The 20,557-nt window shown below is 60.8% G+C and carries 17 protein-coding genes; 10 read left to right on the top strand and 7 right to left on the bottom strand.

Features of this window, described 5'->3' with window-relative positions:
* Positions 1 to 21: 21 nt before the first annotated feature.
* The 5 genes from PMI09_RS19490 to PMI09_RS19470 form a co-directional block, all read right to left on the bottom strand.
* The gene (locus PMI09_RS19490) at positions 22 to 885 is read right to left on the bottom strand and encodes a carbohydrate ABC transporter permease (RefSeq protein WP_007798294.1); all 864 of its coding nucleotides are present in this window, start codon (positions 883 to 885) and stop codon (positions 22 to 24) included.
* Complete coding sequence (locus PMI09_RS19485) at positions 885 to 1,799, bottom strand: carbohydrate ABC transporter permease (RefSeq protein ID WP_007798292.1); 915 nt, start codon at positions 1,797 to 1,799, stop codon at positions 885 to 887. Before PMI09_RS19485 ends, PMI09_RS19490 begins: the two co-directional genes overlap by 1 nt.
* Positions 1,800 to 1,874: 75 nt before the next feature.
* Positions 1,875 to 3,113 (bottom strand): ABC transporter substrate-binding protein, encoded by a 1,239-nt coding sequence (locus PMI09_RS19480; protein ID WP_007798287.1) that lies wholly within the window; start codon positions 3,111 to 3,113, stop codon positions 1,875 to 1,877.
* A 43-nt stretch (positions 3,114 to 3,156) separates the two neighbouring features.
* A complete protein-coding gene (locus PMI09_RS19475; RefSeq protein WP_007798284.1) occupies positions 3,157 to 4,179 on the bottom strand; it encodes a LacI family DNA-binding transcriptional regulator in 1,023 nt (340 codons plus the stop codon).
* Positions 4,180 to 4,353: 174 nt separating this feature from the next.
* Complete coding sequence (locus PMI09_RS19470) at positions 4,354 to 5,643, bottom strand: ABC transporter substrate-binding protein (RefSeq protein WP_007798281.1); 1,290 nt, start codon at positions 5,641 to 5,643, stop codon at positions 4,354 to 4,356.
* A gap of 139 nt (positions 5,644 to 5,782) precedes the next feature.
* On the opposite strand from PMI09_RS19470, the gene PMI09_RS19465 reads away from it, so the two are divergent.
* Genes PMI09_RS19465 through PMI09_RS19455 form a run of 3 tightly spaced genes read left to right on the top strand, consistent with a single transcriptional unit; the run spans position 5,783 to position 9,679 of the window.
* On the top strand, positions 5,783 to 6,826 hold the full coding sequence (locus PMI09_RS19465) for a LacI family DNA-binding transcriptional regulator (protein ID WP_037083573.1): 1,044 nt from the start codon (positions 5,783 to 5,785) through the stop codon (positions 6,824 to 6,826).
* On the top strand, positions 6,816 to 8,672 hold the full coding sequence (locus PMI09_RS19460) for a DUF2264 domain-containing protein (RefSeq protein ID WP_007798276.1): 1,857 nt from the start codon (positions 6,816 to 6,818) through the stop codon (positions 8,670 to 8,672). The genes PMI09_RS19465 and PMI09_RS19460 overlap by 11 nt, the downstream gene beginning before the upstream one ends.
* Entirely contained in the window at positions 8,669 to 9,679 is a 1,011-nt protein-coding gene (locus tag PMI09_RS19455; RefSeq protein ID WP_007798274.1) for a hydroxyacid dehydrogenase, read from the top strand. The genes PMI09_RS19460 and PMI09_RS19455 overlap by 4 nt, the downstream gene beginning before the upstream one ends.
* Here the strand turns inward: PMI09_RS19455 and PMI09_RS19450 are convergent.
* Positions 9,676 to 10,950: a Gfo/Idh/MocA family protein gene (locus PMI09_RS19450; protein WP_007798271.1), complete on the bottom strand. Its 1,275-nt coding sequence runs from the start codon at positions 10,948 to 10,950 to the stop codon at positions 9,676 to 9,678. The genes PMI09_RS19455 and PMI09_RS19450 overlap by 4 nt on opposite strands.
* A 155-nt stretch (positions 10,951 to 11,105) precedes the next feature.
* Positions 11,106 to 11,783, bottom strand: coding sequence for a TetR/AcrR family transcriptional regulator (locus PMI09_RS19445; RefSeq protein ID WP_007798267.1), 678 nt, complete (start codon positions 11,781 to 11,783; stop codon positions 11,106 to 11,108).
* Positions 11,784 to 11,984: 201 nt separating this feature from the next.
* Here PMI09_RS19445 and PMI09_RS19440 point away from each other — a divergent pair, with 201 nt between their 5' ends.
* The 7 genes from PMI09_RS19440 to PMI09_RS19410 all read left to right on the top strand — a co-directional run.
* Positions 11,985 to 13,271, top strand: coding sequence for an ABC transporter substrate-binding protein (locus tag PMI09_RS19440; protein WP_007798265.1), 1,287 nt, complete (start codon positions 11,985 to 11,987; stop codon positions 13,269 to 13,271).
* A gap of 5 nt (positions 13,272 to 13,276) precedes the next feature.
* Positions 13,277 to 14,233, top strand: coding sequence for a carbohydrate ABC transporter permease (locus PMI09_RS19435; protein WP_007798261.1), 957 nt, complete (start codon positions 13,277 to 13,279; stop codon positions 14,231 to 14,233).
* Positions 14,226 to 15,110 carry a carbohydrate ABC transporter permease gene (locus PMI09_RS19430; RefSeq protein WP_007798256.1) on the top strand — a complete coding sequence of 295 codons (885 nt, stop codon included), beginning with the start codon at positions 14,226 to 14,228 and terminating at the stop codon, positions 15,108 to 15,110. Before PMI09_RS19435 ends, PMI09_RS19430 begins: the two co-directional genes overlap by 8 nt.
* Before the next feature lie 21 nt (positions 15,111 to 15,131).
* Entirely contained in the window at positions 15,132 to 16,205 is a 1,074-nt protein-coding gene (locus tag PMI09_RS19425; protein WP_007798254.1) for a Gfo/Idh/MocA family protein, read from the top strand.
* A gap of 24 nt (positions 16,206 to 16,229) precedes the next feature.
* Complete coding sequence (locus tag PMI09_RS19420; RefSeq protein ID WP_007798251.1) at positions 16,230 to 17,309, top strand: ABC transporter ATP-binding protein; 1,080 nt, start codon at positions 16,230 to 16,232, stop codon at positions 17,307 to 17,309.
* A 66-nt stretch (positions 17,310 to 17,375) separates the two neighbouring features.
* Positions 17,376 to 18,251, top strand: coding sequence for a phosphotransferase (locus tag PMI09_RS19415; RefSeq protein WP_007798248.1), 876 nt, complete (start codon positions 17,376 to 17,378; stop codon positions 18,249 to 18,251).
* A 1-nt stretch (position 18,252) separates the two neighbouring features.
* Positions 18,253 to 20,557: GcvT family protein (locus PMI09_RS19410; protein WP_007798246.1), on the top strand; the 2,305-nt coding region annotated here is incomplete at its 3' end.

The raw sequence follows: 20,557 nt of genomic DNA, 5'->3' as shown, positions 1-20,557 counted from the left end.
GATCCATCTCTCTTTCAGAAGTCATTTCACCGCGCCGGCCATGAGCCCGCGCATGTAGTAGCGTTGCAGAAGCAGGAAGACGATGAGGCAAGGGATGGTCATGACTGCGACACCCGCTTGCACGGCACCCCAGTTGATCGCCCCGAGGCGACCGGCGCGCACCGCCATCATAAGGACAGGCAGCGTGTATTTCTCGTTGCTGGAAAGCAGCACAAGCGCGGCCAGGAATTCGTTCCAGGCATTGAGGAAGGCGAAGATCGCCACCGTCGCGACACCCGGCAGTACGAGCGGCAGCAGAACCAGCACGAGCATCTTCAGATCGTGGGCGCCGTCGATACGCGCTGCTTCCTCGATCTCCTTCGGCACCGCATCGAAGGCGTTGCGCATCATGAACACCGAAAACGGCAGCTGCAGCGTCACGTAAACCAGCGTCAGGCCAAAGAGCGAATTGTTGAGCCCGAGCCTGGCGAGGATGATGAAGAGCGGCGTGAGGATCGACTGGAACGGGATCATCAGCGTCGCGATGATCAGGATGAAGAAGACATTCTTCAGCGGGAAGCGATAGCGCGAAAAGCCGTAGCCGGCGAGCAGGCTGATCACCACGGTCAGCACAACGGTCGCAAGCGACACGATGAGCGAATTGAGGGTGTGCTGCAAAATGCCGGCGCCGAAACTGTCGAGCGAACGGTAGGAATCGAAACTGATGCCGTTTGTCGGCCATGGCGGCAGCGGCGGCAGCCGCGCCTCCGTTCCATGCCGGAACGAGGCCATCAGCGTAATGACAAACGGAGCGAGAAAGAAAATGGCAACGGCTATGCCGGTGCCGTGGTAGGCGGCCTGCCCACGGATTTCGCGGCTTCTCTTGCGACCGGTGACGAGGCTCATCAGCTCTCCTCCCCAACACGCAGCAGCCAGAGCTGCGCGACGCTGATGACCACGAGAATGGCGAGAAGCGCAATCGACAAGGCCGCGCCATATCCGAGATTGAAGGACACGAAAGACTGGTTGAAGATGTAGTAGACGACGGAGATCATACGGTTTTGCGGTCCGCCAGAGGTCATGATGTAAAACTGATCAAAGGCGAGGATCGACCCCGTCACGGAAATGATAAGCGCGAGCGCGATCGTCCTGCGCATCAGCGGCAGCGTCAGAAAGCGGAACCGCTGCCACCAGCTTGCCCCATCGACGACGGCGGCCTCCGTCAGATCGGCCGGGATCGCCTGCAGTCCTGTCAGCAGGATGATCATTGTAAAGCCGGCTATCTTCCACACCACCATGACGCAGATCGTCAGGAATGCACTGTCGAAGGTGGCAAGCAGATTGGGGCTCTTCTCGACAAGTCCGAGCGCCTTCAAGGCGGGTCCGATGAACCCGCTGTCGACATTGGCAAGCCATACCCACAGCAGCGACGCCGACGCTAGACCGACGACGACGGGCAGGAAGATGACGGTGCGATAGGTACTGACGAAGGCCCGCTGCCGCTCGACGAAAAGAGCAAGCGGAAAGGCGACCGCGAAGATGAGGATCGTCACGATGACCGTGTAATAGGCAGTGAAGTTCAGCGCCGCGACGAAACGGCCGTCATTGAACATGCGGAAGTAGTTGTTGAAGCCGATCCAGCGCGAGGCCCCCATCAGCGGCCAGTTGTGAAGGCTCATCCAGGCGGTGAAGGCGACCGGCAACACGAAGAACATGATCACCAAAAGCATCGCCGGAGCGATATAGAGGAGGCCGGTCCATTCCGGTCTCGGGGCGCGTCTGCGCACGCATGCTGTCTGCTTTCGACCCGTCACGGTCATCGAAACACTCCGCATCATTCCTGATAAAATCGGCCGGAGGACTGCCACCACCCTCCGGCCACGGCCGTTGGGAGATTATTGGCCGCTGTCGATGATCGACTGCATCTCCGACTGTGCGTTCTTGAAGGCACCGTCGACGTCGTCACCGAAGATGGCGGCGTTCGTAAAGGTTGCCCACGGACCGTTGGCGCTGTTGATCAGATCGTTGAACTGCAGCGTGTACGGTGTCTTTGCGACCGAGATGGCTTTCAGGCCGACCTGCATCCTTGGATCGAGACCGGCGAGCACCTTGTCGGCGATATCGCCGCGGGTCGGCAGGCTACCGTACTTCGCCATGACTTTCTGGCCGTCCATCGAGTAAATGTATTCGAGGAATTCCTTCACGGCATCGATCTTCTTGGTGCCCTTGGTGATGACGAAGTTGTCACCGCCGGCGAAGGAGGACGGCTTGCCGTCAACGCCCGGGATGAGGGTCACGCCAAAGTTGATGTCGGGATGCTCGGTGACGAGCGTGCCGATCGCGAATGCGCCGAGGCTCTGTTGACCGATCTTGCCGTTGGTAAAGGTCAGGAAGTTGGCACCATTGTCGCTGGCAGCACTTGCCGGGACAAGGTCCTTCTTCACCATGTCGCGATAGTAGTCGACGGCCTTGCGCATCTGCGGGGTGTCAAGCGTCGCCGTCTTGCCATCGGCCGACAGGATATCAGCACCTGCACCCCAGGTGAGCGGCGTGAACGTAAAGATCATGCAGCCGCCGCAACCACCGCCGGAGAAATAGAAGCCGTAGGTATCGTCACCGAGCTTGCGGATCTTCTCGGCGTTGGTTGTGATTTCCTCCCAGGTCGCGGGCGCCTTTTCAGGGTCGAGACCAGCCTTCTTGTACAGGTCTTTGTTCCAGGCGAAGACCGACGTTTCGACAGAAAGCGGCAGGCCGTAGACGCGATCCTGATAGGTGCCGAGGCGAACATGCGATGGCGATAGCGCATTGAAATAGGGCAATTTCTTTGCCCAATCCGTCAAGTCTTCCAGCTGTCCCGCAGCGGCAAAGGCCGGGTTGTAGATAAGGTCCATCGACAAGGCGTCCGGCGCCTGGCCGCCGGCGATCGCCGTTGCGTATTTCTGGACAAGTTCCGAGAACGGAACCTCCGTCGCAACAACCTGGTTCTCGTGGCTGGAGTTGTAGGCTTCGACGACCTTCTTGAAGGACTCGCCGATACCCGTGCGGACCCACATTTCGACCTTTTCGGCGGCCGATGCTCCGGACACCAGGCATAGGGTGGCAACGCTTGTCGCAGCCAGCAGACGCTTAATCATGGCACTTCCTCCCAAATTGGCGCATCTCCTCCGCGCCGGTTCTTCATCTCCTGGGGTTTTGGGCCCCGCATGACTGCCGCACCACGAGACGGCACGGCAATTTCCTGACGCCTGGTTCCACCGGGCGTCCCTCCGCCAGCGCCAGAACCGTCAATCCGGCCTGGCGCCCCAGCTCCTTCAACTCCATATCGACGGAGGTAAGCGGTGGCCGCGTCTGGCCGGCGACAATCTCCCAATTGTCGAAGCCGACCACGGAAACATCCTCCGGCACGCGAACACCGCGCTCGCGGAGCGCATCCACAGCGCCACGGGCGATCTGATCGTTGCCGCAGAAGATGGCGTCCGGTTTTTCGCTCTCTCCGTTCCAGATCTCTGCAACGGCTTCGTGCCCCCAGGCCTCCGCCCAATGGCCGAACATGACGAGGCCCTCACCGCCAATGACATCGCGATAGGCATCCGCGCGTTCGCGGACGGAAAAAAAGCTCTCCGGCCCAGTCACATGGGCAATCCGCCGACGGCCCATTTTGACCAACCACTCCACCGCCAATTGCGCACCCTGCGCGTCGTCGGAGCGGAAGGTGACGCTTGCCGGCGTCCCCTCTGTGAACGCGTAGACGACAGGGACATGCAGGTTCGACAGATCGACCGGAAGCTGCCGATCCAATCGCTTGCCGGTGGCAATGATGCCATCGACCTGCTTTTCGAGCATTGCGTCGACATGAATCTGGCCAAGCGCCGGATCATCTTCGATCGCACAGAGAAAAACCGATACGCCGTGATCGACGAGCGCCTCTGAAATGCCGGCCATCACAGGCAGCGTGAAGCGCCCGTAGGTATCATTGGTCAGCAGGCCGATCGTGAAACTGCGCTTGCTCAAGAGGCCCCGGGCGAGCGCATTCGGGCGGAAACCAACTTCGCCGGCAATGCGCTTTACGCGCTCGCGGGTTTCCGCACTCATGCGACCGGTCTCGTTCAGAGCCTTCGAGGCGGTCGAAATGCTGACCCCCGCCGCCGCCGCGACGTCGTGGATGGTGATCCGGCCTCTTTTTCCTCCCGCGATGTTCACCGCGCTTTCTCCTCATTTAAAGATGAGAAAAGCTTTTCCCAACTTTTGCGTCAAGTGAGAAAAGGTTTTCTCACGCAAAAATCATACGATTGTCATTAAAGCATTTGGAGACAAAGAAAAACGCGGCAGACCAATGGCCGCCGCGATCGAAAGCTTAGCCGATGTGGCGTGCGATCAGCCCTTGATCGTCGCCTTACCTTCCTCCAGGAGACGTGCCGCCGCTTCGGCAGGTTTCGTCCGCTCGAACGCAAGCTCGTCGGCGATCGGGCGGAAGACGCGTTGATCGAATTGGGTCGAACCGAGCGGCGCAGGCGCCGGATATTCGCCGACCTGATCTTTCAGCAGGTTAATATACTTCACGGTGGCCTGCTCGGTCGGATTAAGGTTGGGCAGGATCGCCTCGCGCACGGCAGGCGATAGGGGCACGCCACGCTCCACGCCAAGGATCTTGCCAGCCTCGACATCATTGACGAAGAAATCGATGAACTTGGCCGCAGCCTCGCCGTTCTTCGTGGTTCCGCCAACGCTCCATATCAACGCCGGGCGATAGTAGTGGCCGGACGGACCACCCTTCTTTTCACGCGGCAGGAGCGTGATCGCGAGCGTGTTCTTGGAAATCAGCTGATAGCCGACAAGCTGGTTGGAATAGGCCATACCCATCGCCGACTTGCCGAGCGCCAGGCAGTTGGTGTCGATCGTATTCTGATCGAGCGTCTGCACGTCGGCCGCAACCGTGCCACCCTTCTTGCGTAGATCTTCCCAATAGGTGAACCAGGCCGTTGCGTCATCAACATTGAAGCCGAGCTTGCCGTCGGCATAGAGGCTCTTGCCGCGCTGGCGCAGCCAAGCATCGAAGACGTAGGCGTAGCGCGCGCCATAAGGGCCGCCCCAGTAGTTATCCTTGCCGCCGGCTTTCGTGAGTTCGACCGCGAGCTTGGCGTACTCATCCCAGGTCAGATCCGCCGTCGGCACCGGAATGCCTGCCTTTTCAAAGGCTGTCTGGTCGAAGAACAGTGCGAAGGAGTTGAGGCCGAGACCGATGCCGTAGAGCTTGTCGTCCACCGTCGTCAGCTTCAGTATGTCCTTGCCGAAGGAATCGACTTTCAATGTCGAGGGGACGAATTCGTCCAGCGGCAGGCATGCGCCGCGCTTGGAATAGTCCGAGATCGTTCCCGGCTCGAGCTGGAAGACGTCGGCGATGGCGCGGCCGGCCATCTGCGTGGAGAGCTTCGTCCAGTAGCCGTCGCCGCTCAGCGATTCGCCGACGATCGAGACGCCGGGATTCTTGCTTTCGTAGAGCTTGGCGACATCGAGCGTGCGCTTGGCACGATCGTTCGATCCCCACCACATGGCACGCAATTTGGCGTCGTCCGCAAAGGCCGGAATTGCGCTTCCGGCCCCGAAGGCCAGCCCGGCAGCGACACCTGCCGAGCCCATCAGAAATGAACGGCGATTGACCTGCATGTTTCATCCTCCTCTTTCATCGCCCCGCCATCCTCCAACAGCTAAACGGGCCATGCGGCGTAGATTACGCAAAAAAATCTCCCATGCAACAAATTATCTTTCTCTTGCAAATTTGCATTATTTGCATAATTTCGTTGCCATGAACGAGATCAAGACCAAGCGACTGAGGCAGGCCGATATCGCCGCAATGGCGGGCGTGTCCGTATCCACCGTGTCCCGCGTGCTCGCCAACGAGCCCGGCATCAGCGAGAGCGTGCGCCAGCATATTCTCAAAGTGGCGGCCGAAAACGGCTATTCGGCCCGCACCGTGACCGGGCCGCTGCGCGGCGGCCTGGCGCTGATTGCAAGCGACGGCGTAACCGGCGGGCTGAGCGTCTTTTACGAAGGGATCGTCGAGGGATTGCGCGCCGGCGCACTTGACGCCGGCATACCCTTCGAGGTGCGGCTGATCCGCGAGAACCGGGCGACGCCCGATGTCGTTCACGAATACATGCAGACGGCAAGCGCCGGTGGGCTGTTCCTGGTCGGGATCGATCCGAGCGCCGAGTTGCGCGCCTGGTTAGAGGACGCGGCAATTCCGACAGTGCTTGTCAATGGCACCGATCCGCGGCTGCGGCTCGATGGCGTTTCGCCATCGAATTTCTTCGGCGCATATGAAGCGACGACCCGCCTGCTGAATGCCGGCCACCGCCGGATCCTACATCTGACCGGCTCGCATCGTCACACAATTCGCGAACGCGTGCGGGGTTTCAAGGCTGCGATCGCCGAGGTCGAAGGCGCCGAAGGGCGTCTCGTGTCGATGACCTTCCAGGGGAGCGCCAGCCATGAGGCGCACGAACTGACGGCCGCCGTGCTCGGCGAGAATGCTGGTTTCACCGCCGCCTTCTGCATGAACGACTTCATCGCCGTCGGCGTTCTCGAGGCCGTAACCGAGGCCGGGCTACGCGTGCCTGATGACTTCGCCATTGTCGGCTTCGACGACCTTCCCTGCGCGCTGATGACCAACCCGCCGCTGTCGACCATGCGTGTGGATCGCGTGACGCTCGGCAGGGAGGCGGCCGGTCTCATGGTTGCGCGCTTCAAGGACCGCGCCGCCCCCGCCCGCCAGATTTGCCATGCCGTCGTGCCGATTGCCGGCGGCACCGTCCCGCACTCCTCAAAGAGCAATGCCGATGACCTATGACCCTGCCAGTGCAAATCCGCTCGCCAACAACCCGCTGAAAACGCGCGAAGATATGTCGCGCGCACTTCGCGACCTCTTCGATCCGCTGCTGTCCTATTTCTCGGCAGGCAATGCGCGCGTGCGGCTCGACGGAGCGGCTGCGCATTTCGACCGCGCTGCAGCGGATCTCGAAGGCTTTGCGCGGCCGCTCTGGGGATTGGCGCCGCTAGGAGCCGGCGGCGGCGAATTTACGGAGTGGCATCGCTTTGCCGAAGGTATCGCCAATGGCACCGACCCGAAACACCCCGAATATTGGGGAACCGTCAACGGCCGCGACCAGCGCATGGTCGAGCTTGCGGCGCTGGGTTTTGCCTTGGCGCTCGTGCCGGAGAAGGTCTGGGAGCCGCTTGGCGGCCGGGCACGCGACAACGTCGTCGCCTACCTCAAGCACGCGCGGCAGTTCGATTATGCCGACAACAACTGGAAATTCTTTCGCATTTTCGTCGACATCGCACTCGACCGCGTGGGCGCCAATTTCGACCGCACCTTGACCAAGCAATATCTCGAGGAGCTGGAGGGCTTCTACATCGGCGACGGATGGTACCGTGACGGCAATGTGCGCCGCATCGACCACTACATCCCGTTCGCCATGCATTTCTACGGCCTGATCTATTCCAAGCTCATCGATGACGATTACGCAAAGCGCTATCGCCAGCGCGCCCTCCTCTTCGCAAACGACTTCAAGCACTGGTTCGGCTCGGATGGGGCGACGATTCCGTTCGGCCGCAGCCTGACCTACCGTTTCGCGTGTGCAGGCTTCTGGTCAGCGCTTGCCTTTGCCGATCTTGAAGCGCTGCCTTGGGGCGAGATCAAGAGCCTGTGCCTTCAGCATCTGCGCTGGTGGAAGGACAAGCCAATGACGAACCGTGACGGCATTCTGTCGATCGGTTTCGGCTATCCCAACCTGCTGATGTCGGAGAACTACAATTCCGCCGGTTCGCCCTACTGGGCCTTCAAGGCGTTTCTGCCGCTTGCCCTCGCAGAAGATCATCCCTTCTGGACGATCGAGGAAACGCCGCCTCAGCAGACGGCGAGTGTCCTGCCGCAACGCCATCCCGGCATGGTGATGATGCGCAATGCCGGCGACGTGGTGGCGCTCTCCTCCGGCCAGGAGAACCTGCAGATGCGGTTCGGCACGGAGAAATACGCGAAATTCGCCTATTCCAGCCGCTACGGCTTCAGTGTGGAATCCGACGAGCGCAACTTCGCTGGCGCGGCCCTCGATTCGACCCTCGCCTTCAGCGATGACGGCTTGCACTACCGGGTTCGGGAGACCAACCAGGAAGCCAAGCTTGCGGGCAACGTTCTCTACTCAAAGTGGTCACCATTCCGGGACGTGGAGGTCGAAACCTGGCTGGTGCCGGCAGCGCCCTGGCACATCCGCGTTCACCGCATCAACACGCCACGGCCGCTGCAGACCGCGGAAGGAGGCTTTGCGATCGCGCGCCGCGATTTCGAGCTCGATACGCTGGTCGCGGAGGGCTCGAGCACCTACGCGATCGGAGAAGAGGATTTCAGCGGCATTCTCGACATCGGTTCTGAGGTACCGCGCACGGGCCTGACGCAGAAGGCGCCTCCGAATACCAACATGATCGTCGCCAAGACGCTGGTGCCGCAGTTGCGCGGAGAAGTACCGGCTGGCCGGACGATCCTGATGACAGCCGTTCTTGCCGCAAACGACACAGGTACCGAGACCGGTGCCTGGACCACCCCACCGAAGGTCCCTGATATTGCCGAACTCGAAGCGCTTGTCGCGAAAGAGGGCATCAGGGTCAGTGCCATCGAGGCGCCGGGGCAGATGCCATGAAGCACCCCTCCATCGCGCTTGCGATGCAGCCTTCGCGGACGGAGCATGTCCTGCCCGCTGCGACACTGCGCCGGCTCAGCGAGCTTGGCGACCTGCTTGATACCCAACCCCTGCAGCGCTTTGATGATGATCGCGCCCGGCGCGTTCTCGCAGAGACCGAGATTCTTGTCACGGGTTGGGGGTCCCCTTACGTCGGGCGCGAGGTGCTTGCGGCTGCTCCACGGCTGCGGCTGATCGCGCATGCGGCCGGAACTGTGAAGGGGATTGTCGACGAGCAGATCTTCGATGCCGGTATAGCCGTGACGCACGCCGCGGAAGCAAATTCCATCCCCGTCGCGGAGTTTACGCTTGCGGCGATCATCTTTGCCGGCAAACAGGTGTTCCGCTTCCGCGACCTCTACGTCACTGAACGCAATCGCGACCGGACGCATGCGATGCAACGGTTGGCAATCGGCAACTATCGTCGCACGGTCGGCATGGTCGGCGCCTCCCGCATCGGTCGACGGGTTATCGAGCTGCTGCGACCATTCGAGTACCGCGTGCTTCTCTTCGACCCGACCCTCGATGCCACCGAGGCAAAAAGCCTCGGAACCGAGAAGGTGGATCTGCCGACGCTCCTGCAGCAGTCCGACATCGTCTCCCTGCACGCACCCTCGCTGCCATCGACGCGTCATATGATCGGAAGCGGAGAACTGTCGCTGATGAAAGACGGCGCCACGCTGATCAACACGGCGCGCGGCGCCTTGATCGATGAAGCCGCACTGCTGGAGACGCTTCACACCGGCCGGATCGACGCCATCATCGACGTGACCGATCCTGAGATACCGGAGAAGGCATCCGGCTTCTATGACCTGCCGAATGTCTTCTTGACGCCACACATCGCCGGCGCCGTGGGGCTGGAACGCGGACGCCTCGGTGACATGGCCGCTGATGAAATAGAGCGGTTCGTCAAAGGCGAACCGCTCCGCTATCAGATCCAGCGCCGTGATCTGGAACTGATTGCTTAGCCGGCTTTCAGATTGCCCGGCACACCGGCCGCGACTATATCCGGCATCAGGTCGGAGATCTTTACGACCTTGCCGGTGCGCGAGCTGCTCAGAGCGGCAATGCCGCAGAGCACCGACATGGCGCCGGCGCGCGTCCCGGCGCGCTGACCGAGCTTGTCGTCCATGCCCTGCTTGAAGATCATGTTGCGCATCCGGTCGTCGCCGCCGTAATGGCCGCCAGGAGAGTGCGGCACGACGATTCGCTCGACGGCATCCTTGCCCTTCGGGAAGTTGCGCACGAGCAGGATGGTGTCCTCATCGGGTGTTTCCCACGGCTGCTTCTCGTATTGCCTCAACTCAATGCGCCCTTGCGTGCCGTTGAAAGCGATGTGGTGGCCTTCGATCGGCTGGAAGGTGTTCAGTGAATAGGAGACGTGGACATTGTTCTTGTAGCGGATGCTGACGACCATCGTGTCGGGGATGTCGATATCCTCGCGATAGACGCAGCCGTCGCGGAAGTAGCCGTCGATCTTCGACGGATCCTCGTACAGAGAATCGAGGAAGGGATCGGCCTCGAGATCGAGATAGTAGTCGCACTCGCCGGTATGCGGACAGAGCTTGCAGCGCGGGCCGCGGAACGGTCCCTTGCGGCCGTAATTCTGCAAATCGGCAAAAGAGGTGACTGCATCCGGGTCGCTGTCCAGGTACCAATTCAAGAGATCGAAGTGGTGCGTCGCCTTGTGGACGAAAAGGCTGCCGGAATTTTCCGTATAGGCGTGCCAGCGACGGAAATAGTCCGCGCCATGCTTGGTGTCGAGATACCAGTGGAAGTCGACCGAGGTCACGCGGCCGATCTCGCCGGCGTTCAGCAGTTCCTTGATCTTGGCGGCTGTCGGCGCATAGCGGTAGTTGAAGGAGACGTCGACGCGCTTGCCTGTGCGCTTTTCGGCATCGAGGATACGGCGGATCTTGTCGACAGCGGTGGTCATCGGTTTTTCTGTGATGACGTCGATGCCGGCTTCCAGCGCACGGACGACGATATCGTCATGCGTATAGTCGGGCGTGCAGACGATCACGAGGTCGACCTGCTGTTCGGCGAGCATGGCGTCGATGTTCTCATAGATCGGCGCATTGCTGCCGATCATCGTGCGGGCCCGCTCGGCACGCAGCGAATTGGTGTCGACGATCGCGACGAGATCCACATGCTCGCGCCAGCCGGCAAGCAGTTCCTTGCCCCACATGGTGGTGCCGCGGTTTCCCGTTCCAATCAAGGCAAAGCGACGTTTCTCCATCCTATGATCCTCCTTCATACGTCATGAAACGAAAATTGGTCTGGTGCCCAACAAGTCGCGGCTCCCCAATCTGCGGACCATATCAGGCTGTAACTAAACAGTTACCTGATGACAGACGCCGTCCACTGTCAATAGCCGATTGCGAATTTCGCGGATCAGGCGGAAATCGACGCGAGCGTCACATGGACGATGTGCCGTTCCCAGGCGTCGAGATTGCCCGGTTCGACCAGGTCACGACCGAAGATCGTCGAAAGCGTATACTGGTTGGAGAGGTAGAAGTACCCGAGCGAGGCGATCGTCAGGTAGACATTCAGCGGATCAGCGCTGGCAGCAAAGACGCCAGCCTTCTTGCCGCGCTCCAGCACCTCGGCAAGTTCTCCGATTAGATGCGAATGCAGTTCCTTGAGCCGAACGGATTGGCGCAGCCAGCGCGCGCGATGAAGGTTTTCGGTGCCGAGCAGGCTGAGGAATTCGGGGTGTTTCAGGAAATAGCGCCAGGTGAACAGCGCCAGTTCGCCAATCCCTTCCTGCGGCGTGCGATCGCCGATGTGAAGCTCGCGCTCCGCCGTACGGATGCCGACATAGGCCTCCTCAAGCACCCGCAGATAGAGTTGCTCCTTGTCGCCGAAATAGTGGTAGAGCATGCGCTTATTGGTGCCGGCTCGCTCGGCGATCGCATCTACGCGCGCCCCGCCCATTCCGTTTTCGGCGAATTCCTTTGTCGCTGCTTCGAGGATTGCCGCGCGCGTCCGCTCCGGGTCTCTTTGCAAGACCCGCTCGGATGACTGACGCCTTGCTGTCTTCTTTTCCCTATTTCCGCTGGCGCTGTCCATCGACCCACCTTTCTTAATTCCCCAACGCGCTCATAGTACGTTGTGAGCAAATTGTAAAAAACGAGAACCGCGAGGAGCACTATCACATCAGCGCTTGACAGGCTCGAAGCTTGTCCATAGCTTGTAACCAATTGGTTATTTGTTGCAAGAGAAACCAGCAAGGAACGTGTGGAGGCGTTCCCCAAGGGAGGAGGAGAACAGATGACACTACGCGTAAGCAGACGTAATTTTATGGCGGGGGGAGCAACGCTTCTTTCATTGTCCGCACTGGGATCGAAGGCATTTGCCGCCGATACCCGCCTGCGGCTTCTGTGGTGGGGTTCGCAGCCGCGCGCCGACCGCACCAACAAGGTTTCTCAGCTCTATCAGACGAAGAATGCCGGAACGTCGATCACCGGCGAATTTCTCGGATGGGGGGACTATTGGCCACGCCTGGCGACGCAGGTCGCCGGCCGCAATGCGCCCGATGTCATCCAGATGGACTACCGCTATATCGTCGAATATGCGCGGCGCGGCGCGCTCGCCCCGCTCGAATCCTACATGCCGGCCAAGCTCAATCTTGGCGATTTCGACCCGGCACAGATCGAGGGCGGCAGCGTTGACGGACACTTCTACGGCGTCAGCCTCGGCGCAAACGCCGCATCAACGGTCTTGAATACCACCGCGTTCCAGGAAGCCGGTGTCGACCTGCCGACACAGGCAACCACCTGGGAGGAATTCGGCAAGATCGGCGCCGAGATCACCAAGGCCGGCAAGCGCAAAGGCTTCTACGGCTTTGCCGACGGTAGCGGCAACGAACCGCTTCTGGAAAACTATCTCCGCCAGCGCGGCAAAGCACTCTACACGGCCGATTCCAAGATCGCTTTCGGCGCCGAAGAGGCTTCCGAATGGTTCGACATGTGGAGCAAATTCCGCGAGGCGAGCGCCTGCGTACCGCCCGACGTTCAGGCGCTCTACAAGGACACGATCGACACCAGCCCGCTCACCCTTGGCAAGGCTGCGGCCGATTACGCGCACAGCAACCAGTTCGTCGGCTTCCAGGCCATCAGCAAAGACAAGCTGGCGCTGACCAACTACATGCGCATCAAGCCGGATTCGAAGGGCGGCCACTATCGCAAGCCATCGATGTTCTTCTCCGTATCCTCGCAGTCGAAGGTGATTGACCAGGCGGTCGACTACGTCAATTTCTTCGTCACCAATCCCGATGCTGCTCTCGCGCTCGACGTCGAACGCGGCATTCCGGAATCGAAGGCGATGCGCGACGTCGTGGCCGCCAAGCTCGACGAAACGGGCAAGGTCCCGCTCAACTACGTCAGCGGTCTCGGCGACCTCGCAGGCAAGCTGCCGCCGCCACCGCCCTCAGGCGCCGGCGAAGGCCAGGTGGTGCTGCGCACCATCGCCGAGCAAGTCGCTTTCGGCCAGCTTTCGCCGAGCGACGGTGGCAAGCAACTGGTCGATGAGATCAGCCGCCTGCTCGCCAAAGGCTGACGCGGATGAGTGATGTGATGCGCACGACCGCCCCGGACGCCATCAAGAGTGAATATGGGGCGGCGGCCCAGGGGCGTTTCAAGCGCCTCTGGACTGCCAATGCTCCAGGCTATCTCTTTCTCCTGCCGTGGCTGATCGGCTTTTTCGGGCTGACGCTCGGACCGGCCGTCATCTCGCTCTACCTCTCGTTCACGGATTTCGACATGATCCGGTCTGCTGAGTGGGTTGGAGCGGCGAACTATGTGCGCATCGCAACCGCCGACCCGAAATTTGCCGCGGCAATGACGGTCACGCTGACCTATGTCGTGCTGTCGGTGCCGTTCAAGCTGACCTTCGCACTCCTGGTCGCGATGGCGCTCAACAAGGGCGTTCGCGGCCTGCCGCTCTACCGCGCAATCTTCTACCTGCCGTCACTGCTCGGCGGCAGCGTGGCGATCGCCGTCCTCTGGCGACAGCTCTTTGCCGGCGATGGTCTGGTCAATGCGGCGCTCGCCCATTTCGGGATCGAAGGCCCGAGCTGGATCTCGCACCCGAGCTATTCCATCTATACGCTGGTGGCGCTGAGCGTCTGGCAGTTCGGTTCGCCGATGATCATCTTCCTCGCCGGCTTGCGTCAGATTCCGACCGATATGTACGAGGCCGCCAGCCTCGACGGCGCATCCAAGTTCCGGCAGTTCTACAAGATCACACTGCCGCTGTTGACGCCGGTCATCTTCTTCAATGCCGTCGTGCAGACGATCGACGCCTTCAAGGCCTTCACGCCGGCTTTTATTATCTCAGGCGGAACGGGCGGGCCGATCAACTCGACGCTGTTCTACACGCTCTATCTCTATCAGGAGGCTTTCGGAAACTTCCGCATGGGCTACGCCTCGGCGCTCGCCTGGATCCTCGTGCTGATCATCGCGATCTTTACGGCCTTCTCCTTCCTGACCTCGCGTTACTGGGTGCACTACGATGACTAACGGGATCACCACCGCGATTGCGGCACCGCCATCCGACATCACCAAGCGCAGCCTTCCGGCGTCTGTTGCGATCCACACGCTGCTGATCCTTGGCTCGCTGCTGATGCTCTATCCGCTCCTGTGGATGGTCTCGGCCTCGGTCCGCCCGGAAAACGAGATCTTCTCGTCGACCTCGCTCATTCCGTCGTCGATCGACTTTTCATCTTATCTTCGCGGCTGGACCGGGCTCGACATCACCTTCGGTCGCTTCTTCTGGAACTCGCTCGTCATCTCGGTGCTGACCGTCATCGGCAATGTCGTTGCCTGTTCGCTGGCAGCCTATGCCTTTGCGCGCCTGCACTTTGCTGGCCGGAACTTCTGGTTCGCGATCATGCTCGGCACGCTGATGATCCCATACCACGTGACGCTCATTCCGCAGTATGTGCTGTTCCTCAATCTCGGCTGGGTCAACACCATCCTGCCACTCGTCGTGCCGAAGTTCCTGGCAAGCGATGCCTTCTTCATCTTCCTGATGGTGCAGTTCTTCCGCGGAATCCCACGCGAACTCGATGAAGCCGCCATGATGGACGGCTGCAGCCCCTGGCGGATCTACTGGAAGATCATGCTGCCGCTGTCGCTGCCAGTGCTGGCGACCGCCGCGATCTTCTCCTTTATCTGGACCTGGGACGACTTCTTCGGCCCGCTGATTTACCTCAACGACATGAACACCTACACGATCCAGCTCGGTCTGCGCACCTTCGTCGACTCGACCAGCGCCTCGGACTGGGGCGGTCTGTTTGCCATGTCCACGCTGACGCTGGTGCCAGTGTTCTTCTTCTTCCTGTTCTTCCAGCGATTGCTGATCGAAGGCATCGCCACGACAGGCATGAAGCGCTGATGCAGTTACGGATTTAGGTCAATGAGTATCAAGAATGTTGCCATCGTTGGCTGCGGCATCGGCCGTTCCCACATCGTTGAAGGCTACCTGCCGCATCCCGACAAGTTCAAGGTCGTGGCGATCTGCGACCTGAATGAAGAGCGGCTGCGCGAGATCGGCGACGAGTTCGACATCGCCAAGCGCACGACCTCGTTTGCCGATGTGCTGGCCTGCGGGAGCGTCGACATCGTCGATATCTGCACGCCGCCCGGCACTCATCTTGAGCAGGTGGTGGCGGCGCTGGCTGCGGGCAAGCACGTCATCTGCGAAAAGCCGCTGACTGGCTCGCTCTCGGGCGTCGACACGATCATGGAGGCGGAAAAGGCGGCCAAAGGCACGTTGATGCCGATTTTCCAGTATCGCTACGGCGACGGCATCGAGAAGGCGAAGCGGATCATCGAGGCCGGCATCGCCGGCAAGCCTTACATAGGCTCGGTGGAGACCTTCTGGCTGCGGACGCCCGAATATTATTCCGTGCCGTGGCGCGGCAAATGGGCGACCGAGCTTGGCGGCGTGCTCGTGACTCACGCGCTGCATCTGCACGACATGCTGCTGCACCTGATGGGCCCGGTTTCAAAGGTATTCGGCCGTGTTGCGACCCACGTCAACGACATCGAGGTCGAAGACTGCGCCTCGGCAAGCCTGCTGATGCAGAATGGCGCCTTCGTGTCGCTCTCCTGCACTCTTGGTTCGCAGGAGCAGATCAGCCGCCTGCGGCTGCACTTCGAGAACGTCACCTTCGAGAGCAATCACGAACCTTATTCGCCGGGCAAAGACCCTTGGAAGATCATCGCCGCGAATGACGACGTGCAGGCGCGCATCGATGCCGTCATCGGCGACTGGCGGCCGGTCGCACCGCGCTTCACCACGCAGATGGAACACTTCCACGCCTATCTCAGCGGCAACGGGCCGCTGCCGGTGACGACCCAGGATGCCCGCCGTGCACTGGAGCTCGTCACCGCCATCTATCAATCGTCCGATACCGGCAGCGAAGTCATCTTGCCGATCGGATCGGGCAGCCCGAAGTACGCCGACTGGCGTGCTCACACGAAATAACGGACCAGGGAGGATCCTGAGATCATGGCAACAAGCGTCGTTCTCCAGAAGGTCGAGAAGCGTTACGGCGCCCTGGACGTCATACACGGCATCGACCTGAAGATTGATCCCGGCGAGTTCGCGGTCTTCGTCGGCCCCTCCGGGTGCGGCAAGTCCACGCTGCTTCGCATGATAGCCGGACTTGAGGAAATCACCGGCGGCGCGCTTCTGCTCGACAACGAGCGAATGAACGAAGTGGCGCCGGCCAAGCGCGGCATCGCGATGGTGTTCCAGTCCTATGCGCTCTATCCGCATATGTCGGTCTACAAGAACCTTGCCTTCGGGCTTGAGACGGCCGGCTACAAGAAGACCGAGATCCAGCCGAAGGTGAAACGCGCTGCCGAGATCCTGCAGATCGAGAAACTGCTGGAACGCAAGCCGAAGGCGCTTTCCGGTGGCCAGCGCCAGCGCGTGGCGATCGGTCGCGCGATCGTGCGCGAGCCGCGCATCTTCCTGTTTGACGAACCGCTCTCCAACCTCGACGCGGAATTGCGCGTGCAGATGCGCGTGGAGATTTCCCGCCTGCACCGCAGCCTTGGCAATACGATGATCTACGTCACCCACGACCAGGTCGAAGCCATGACCATGGCCGACAAGATCGTCGTGCTGAACGCCGGCCGCATCGAGCAGATCGGCGCGCCGCTCGATCTCTACAACAATCCGACCAACCGCTTCGTAGCAGGCTTCATCGGTAGCCCGAAGATGAACTTCCTGCAGGCGCGCGTTGAGCAGGTTGGAGAGGCCGAGACGACCATCAACGTCTGCGGCAACTCTGTTCGCCTGCCGCTGCGACTGAAGGCAGAAGCCGGCCAGACTGTGACCTTCGGCATCCGTCCGGAGCATCTTTCGGTTGTTGGGAACAGCGGCATCACGCTTGCGACGGTGAACATTGACCTCGTTGAAAACCTCGGCGGTGCGACCATGCTCTACGCGACGACGGCGGATGGGCAGCAGATGACGATCGCGCTCGACGGACAGCAGAAAGTGGAACGCGGAACGAACGTGAAGGCCTCCTTTGACCCAGCGCGCTGCCACGTCTTCGACGCATCAGGCGCCGCAATCTAGCCGCGCTTGACAGCCGATCCCGCTCTGGCCATGATTTCAATAGGATAGGCCACGAAAGGGAAAAGCGTGACGCCTGAAGATCGGATTCATGCGCTTGGCATCTGGCAGGGTCCGATTGAAATTGTGCCGATCCCCGGCGGCATCACCAACCGGAACTATCTGGTGCGGGATCGCGCCGTTCGCCGCGTGGTTCGACTGGGAGAAGACATTCCGGTTCACCATATCAGCCGGCAGAACGAGCTTGCCGCTAGCCAAGCTGCACACGCAGCGGGGCTTTCGCCGGCGGTCATCTATCATGCGCCAGGCGTGCTGGTTCTCGACTACATCGAGTCGAGGGCGCTTTCACCTGATGATCTGCGACGCTCCGAGACATTGGCGCGAGTGATCCCGCTGGTACGGGCCTGCCACCATGACATCGCCCGTGAATTTCGCGGCGCGGCGGCGATCTTCTGGGTCTTCCACGTCATCCGCGATTACATCGCCAATCTGGAGGCCGCCAGCAGCCCCTATCGCGGGCTTTTCCCGGATTTTCTCGCGAAGGCCGAAAAGCTGGAGGCGGCGGGTGGCCCCTTCGAGATCGCCTTCGGCCATAACGACATGCTGGCCGCCAACTTTCTCGATGATGGCAAGCGCCTATGGCTGATCGACTGGGACTACGCGGGGTTCAACACGCCGCTTTTCGATCTGGGCGGCCTCGCCTCCAACAGCGAGTTCTCCGAGGCGACCGAGCGATCGATGCTCGAGACCTATTATCAGCTGCCGCTGACTGCGGATCTCGGGCGGCGCTATCACGCCATGAAATGCGCCTCGCTGCTGCGCGAGACACTGTGGAGTATGGTGTCCGAAATCCACTCCACCATCGATTTCGACTATGCCGGCTATACGGCCGAGAATCTTGCGCGCTTCGAGCGCGCCTACGACGCATTCGAACAGGATCGATAATATGACGAAGGAATTGCCAAAGACCGCCAAGGCGGTTGTCATCGGCGGCGGGATCATTGGCTGCTCTACGGCCTATCATCTCGGCAAGCTCGGCTGGACGGATACGGTGCTGCTCGAGCGCAGGAAGCTGACCTCGGGTACGACCTTCCACGCCGCTGGGCTCGTTGGCCAATTGCGCACCAGTGCCAACATCACCCAGTTGCTCGGCTATTCCGTCGATCTCTACAAGAAGCTGGAGGCCGAAACGGGGCTCGGGACGGGCTGGAAGATGAATGGCGGCCTGCGCCTCGCCTGCAACGAAGAACGCTGGACCGAGGTCAAGCGGCAGGCGACGACCGCGCAATCCTTCGGACTCGAAATGCAGTTGCTGACACCACAGGAGGCGTTCGATCTCTGGCCGTTGATGACCATAGACGATCTCGTCGGCGCGGCCTTTCTGCCGACTGACGGCCAGGCCAACCCCTCCGATATCACCCAAGCGCTGGCCAAAGGCGCCCGCATGTCCGGCGTCTCGATCTTCGAGGATACCGAGGTTATCGACCTCGAAATTGACAAGGGCCGAATTCGCGCGGTCATCACCGAGCGTGGACGCATCGAGTGTGAACGCGTCGTCGTCTGCGCCGGGCAATGGACGCGGGCCTTTGCGGCGCGCTTCGGCGTCAATGTGCCGCTGGTTTCCGTCGAGCACCAGTACATCATCACCGAATCCTTCGGTGTTCCCTCGAACCTGCCGACACTGCGCGATCCAGACCGGCTGACCTACTACAAGGAGGAGGTCGGCGGCATCGTCATGGGCGGCTACGAGCCGAACCCGATCCCCTGGGCGAAGAATGGCATCCCCGAGGGTTTCCACTTAACGCTGCTCGACAGCAACTTCGATCATTTCGAGCAGATCATGGAGCAGGCCCTCGGCCGCGTCCCGGCGCTGGAAAATGTCGGCGTCAAGCAGCTGCTGAACGGACCGGAGAGCTTCACGCCTGACGGCAACTTCATTCTCGGGGAAGCGCCGGAGCTGAAGAACTTCTTCGTTGGCGCCGGCTTCAACGCCTTCGGCATCGCCTCCGGCGGCGGCGCCGGCATGGCACTCGCCGAATGGGTCGCCAAGGGCGAACCACCCTATGACCTCTGGCCGGTAGATATCCGCCGCTTCGGGCGCCCGCATTTCGATACGGACTGGGTGCGTACCCGCACCCTTGAAGCTTACGGAAAGCACTACACACTGGCCTTCCCCTTCGAAGAGTATTCAAGCGGACGGCCATGCCGCAAATCGCCGCTCTACGAACGGCTGAAAGCACAGGGCGCTTGCTTCGGCGAAAAGCTCGGATGGGAGCGGCCCAACTGGTTCGCCGATCTCTTCGCCAACGAGGAGCCGAAGGATATCTACACCTACGGCCGCCAGAACTGGTTCGAAGCCGTTGGTCGCGAGCACAAGGCTGTGCGCGAGGCCGCCGTGATCTTCGATCAGACGTCCTTCGCCAAATTCGTGATGAAAGGGCACGATGTCGAGGCGGCGTTGTCGTGGATCGCCTCCAACGACGTGGCAAAGCCGGTTGGCTCGCTTGTTTACACACAGATGCTGAATGACAAGGGCGGCATCGAGTGCGATCTCACCTGCGCCCGCGTGGCTGAAGACGAGTATTACATCGTGACCGGCACCGGCTTCGCGACGCATGATTTCGACTGGATTGCACGCAATATTCCCGATGGAATGCATGCCGAACTCGTCGATGTCACTTCCGCTTATTCCGTCCTGTCCCTGATGGGACCGAATGCCCGCGCCGTGCTCGAGAAGGTCACGACGAGCGATGTTTCCAACGCCGCGTTCCCCTTCGGCCGCATCAAGACAATCGGCGTTGCCGGTTGCCCGGTTCGGGCTTTACGCATCACCTATGTCGGGGAACTCGGCTACGAGTTGCATGTACCGGTCGAATACGCAACGACGGTCTATGACGCGCTGATGGCGGCGGGCGGTCCGCTGCAGCTTACCAATGCCGGTTATCGCGCGATCGAAAGCTGCCGCCTCGAAAAGGGTTATCGCGCCTGGGGCTCTGATATCGGTCCGGATCACACACCTGTTGAAGCCGGGCTTGGCTGGGCGGTGAAGACTCGGAAGACCACGCAGTTTCGCGGCCGAGAGGTGATCGAACGGCAGCTGACTTCGGGCGTCAAGAAGATGCTTGCCTGCTTCGTGCCAGAGGATCCCGATGTCGTGCTGCTTGGCCGCGAGACGATCTATCGCAACGGCAAGCGTGTCGGCTGGCTCTCCAGCGGCGGCTTCGGCTACACGATCGGCAAGCCGATCGGCT

The organism is Rhizobium sp. CF122 (assembly GCF_000282035.1).
Taxonomy (GTDB): domain Bacteria; phylum Pseudomonadota; class Alphaproteobacteria; order Rhizobiales; family Rhizobiaceae; genus Rhizobium.
Note: the sequence above shows the minus strand (reverse complement) of the source record. Positions and strands in the feature narration are given on the sequence as shown.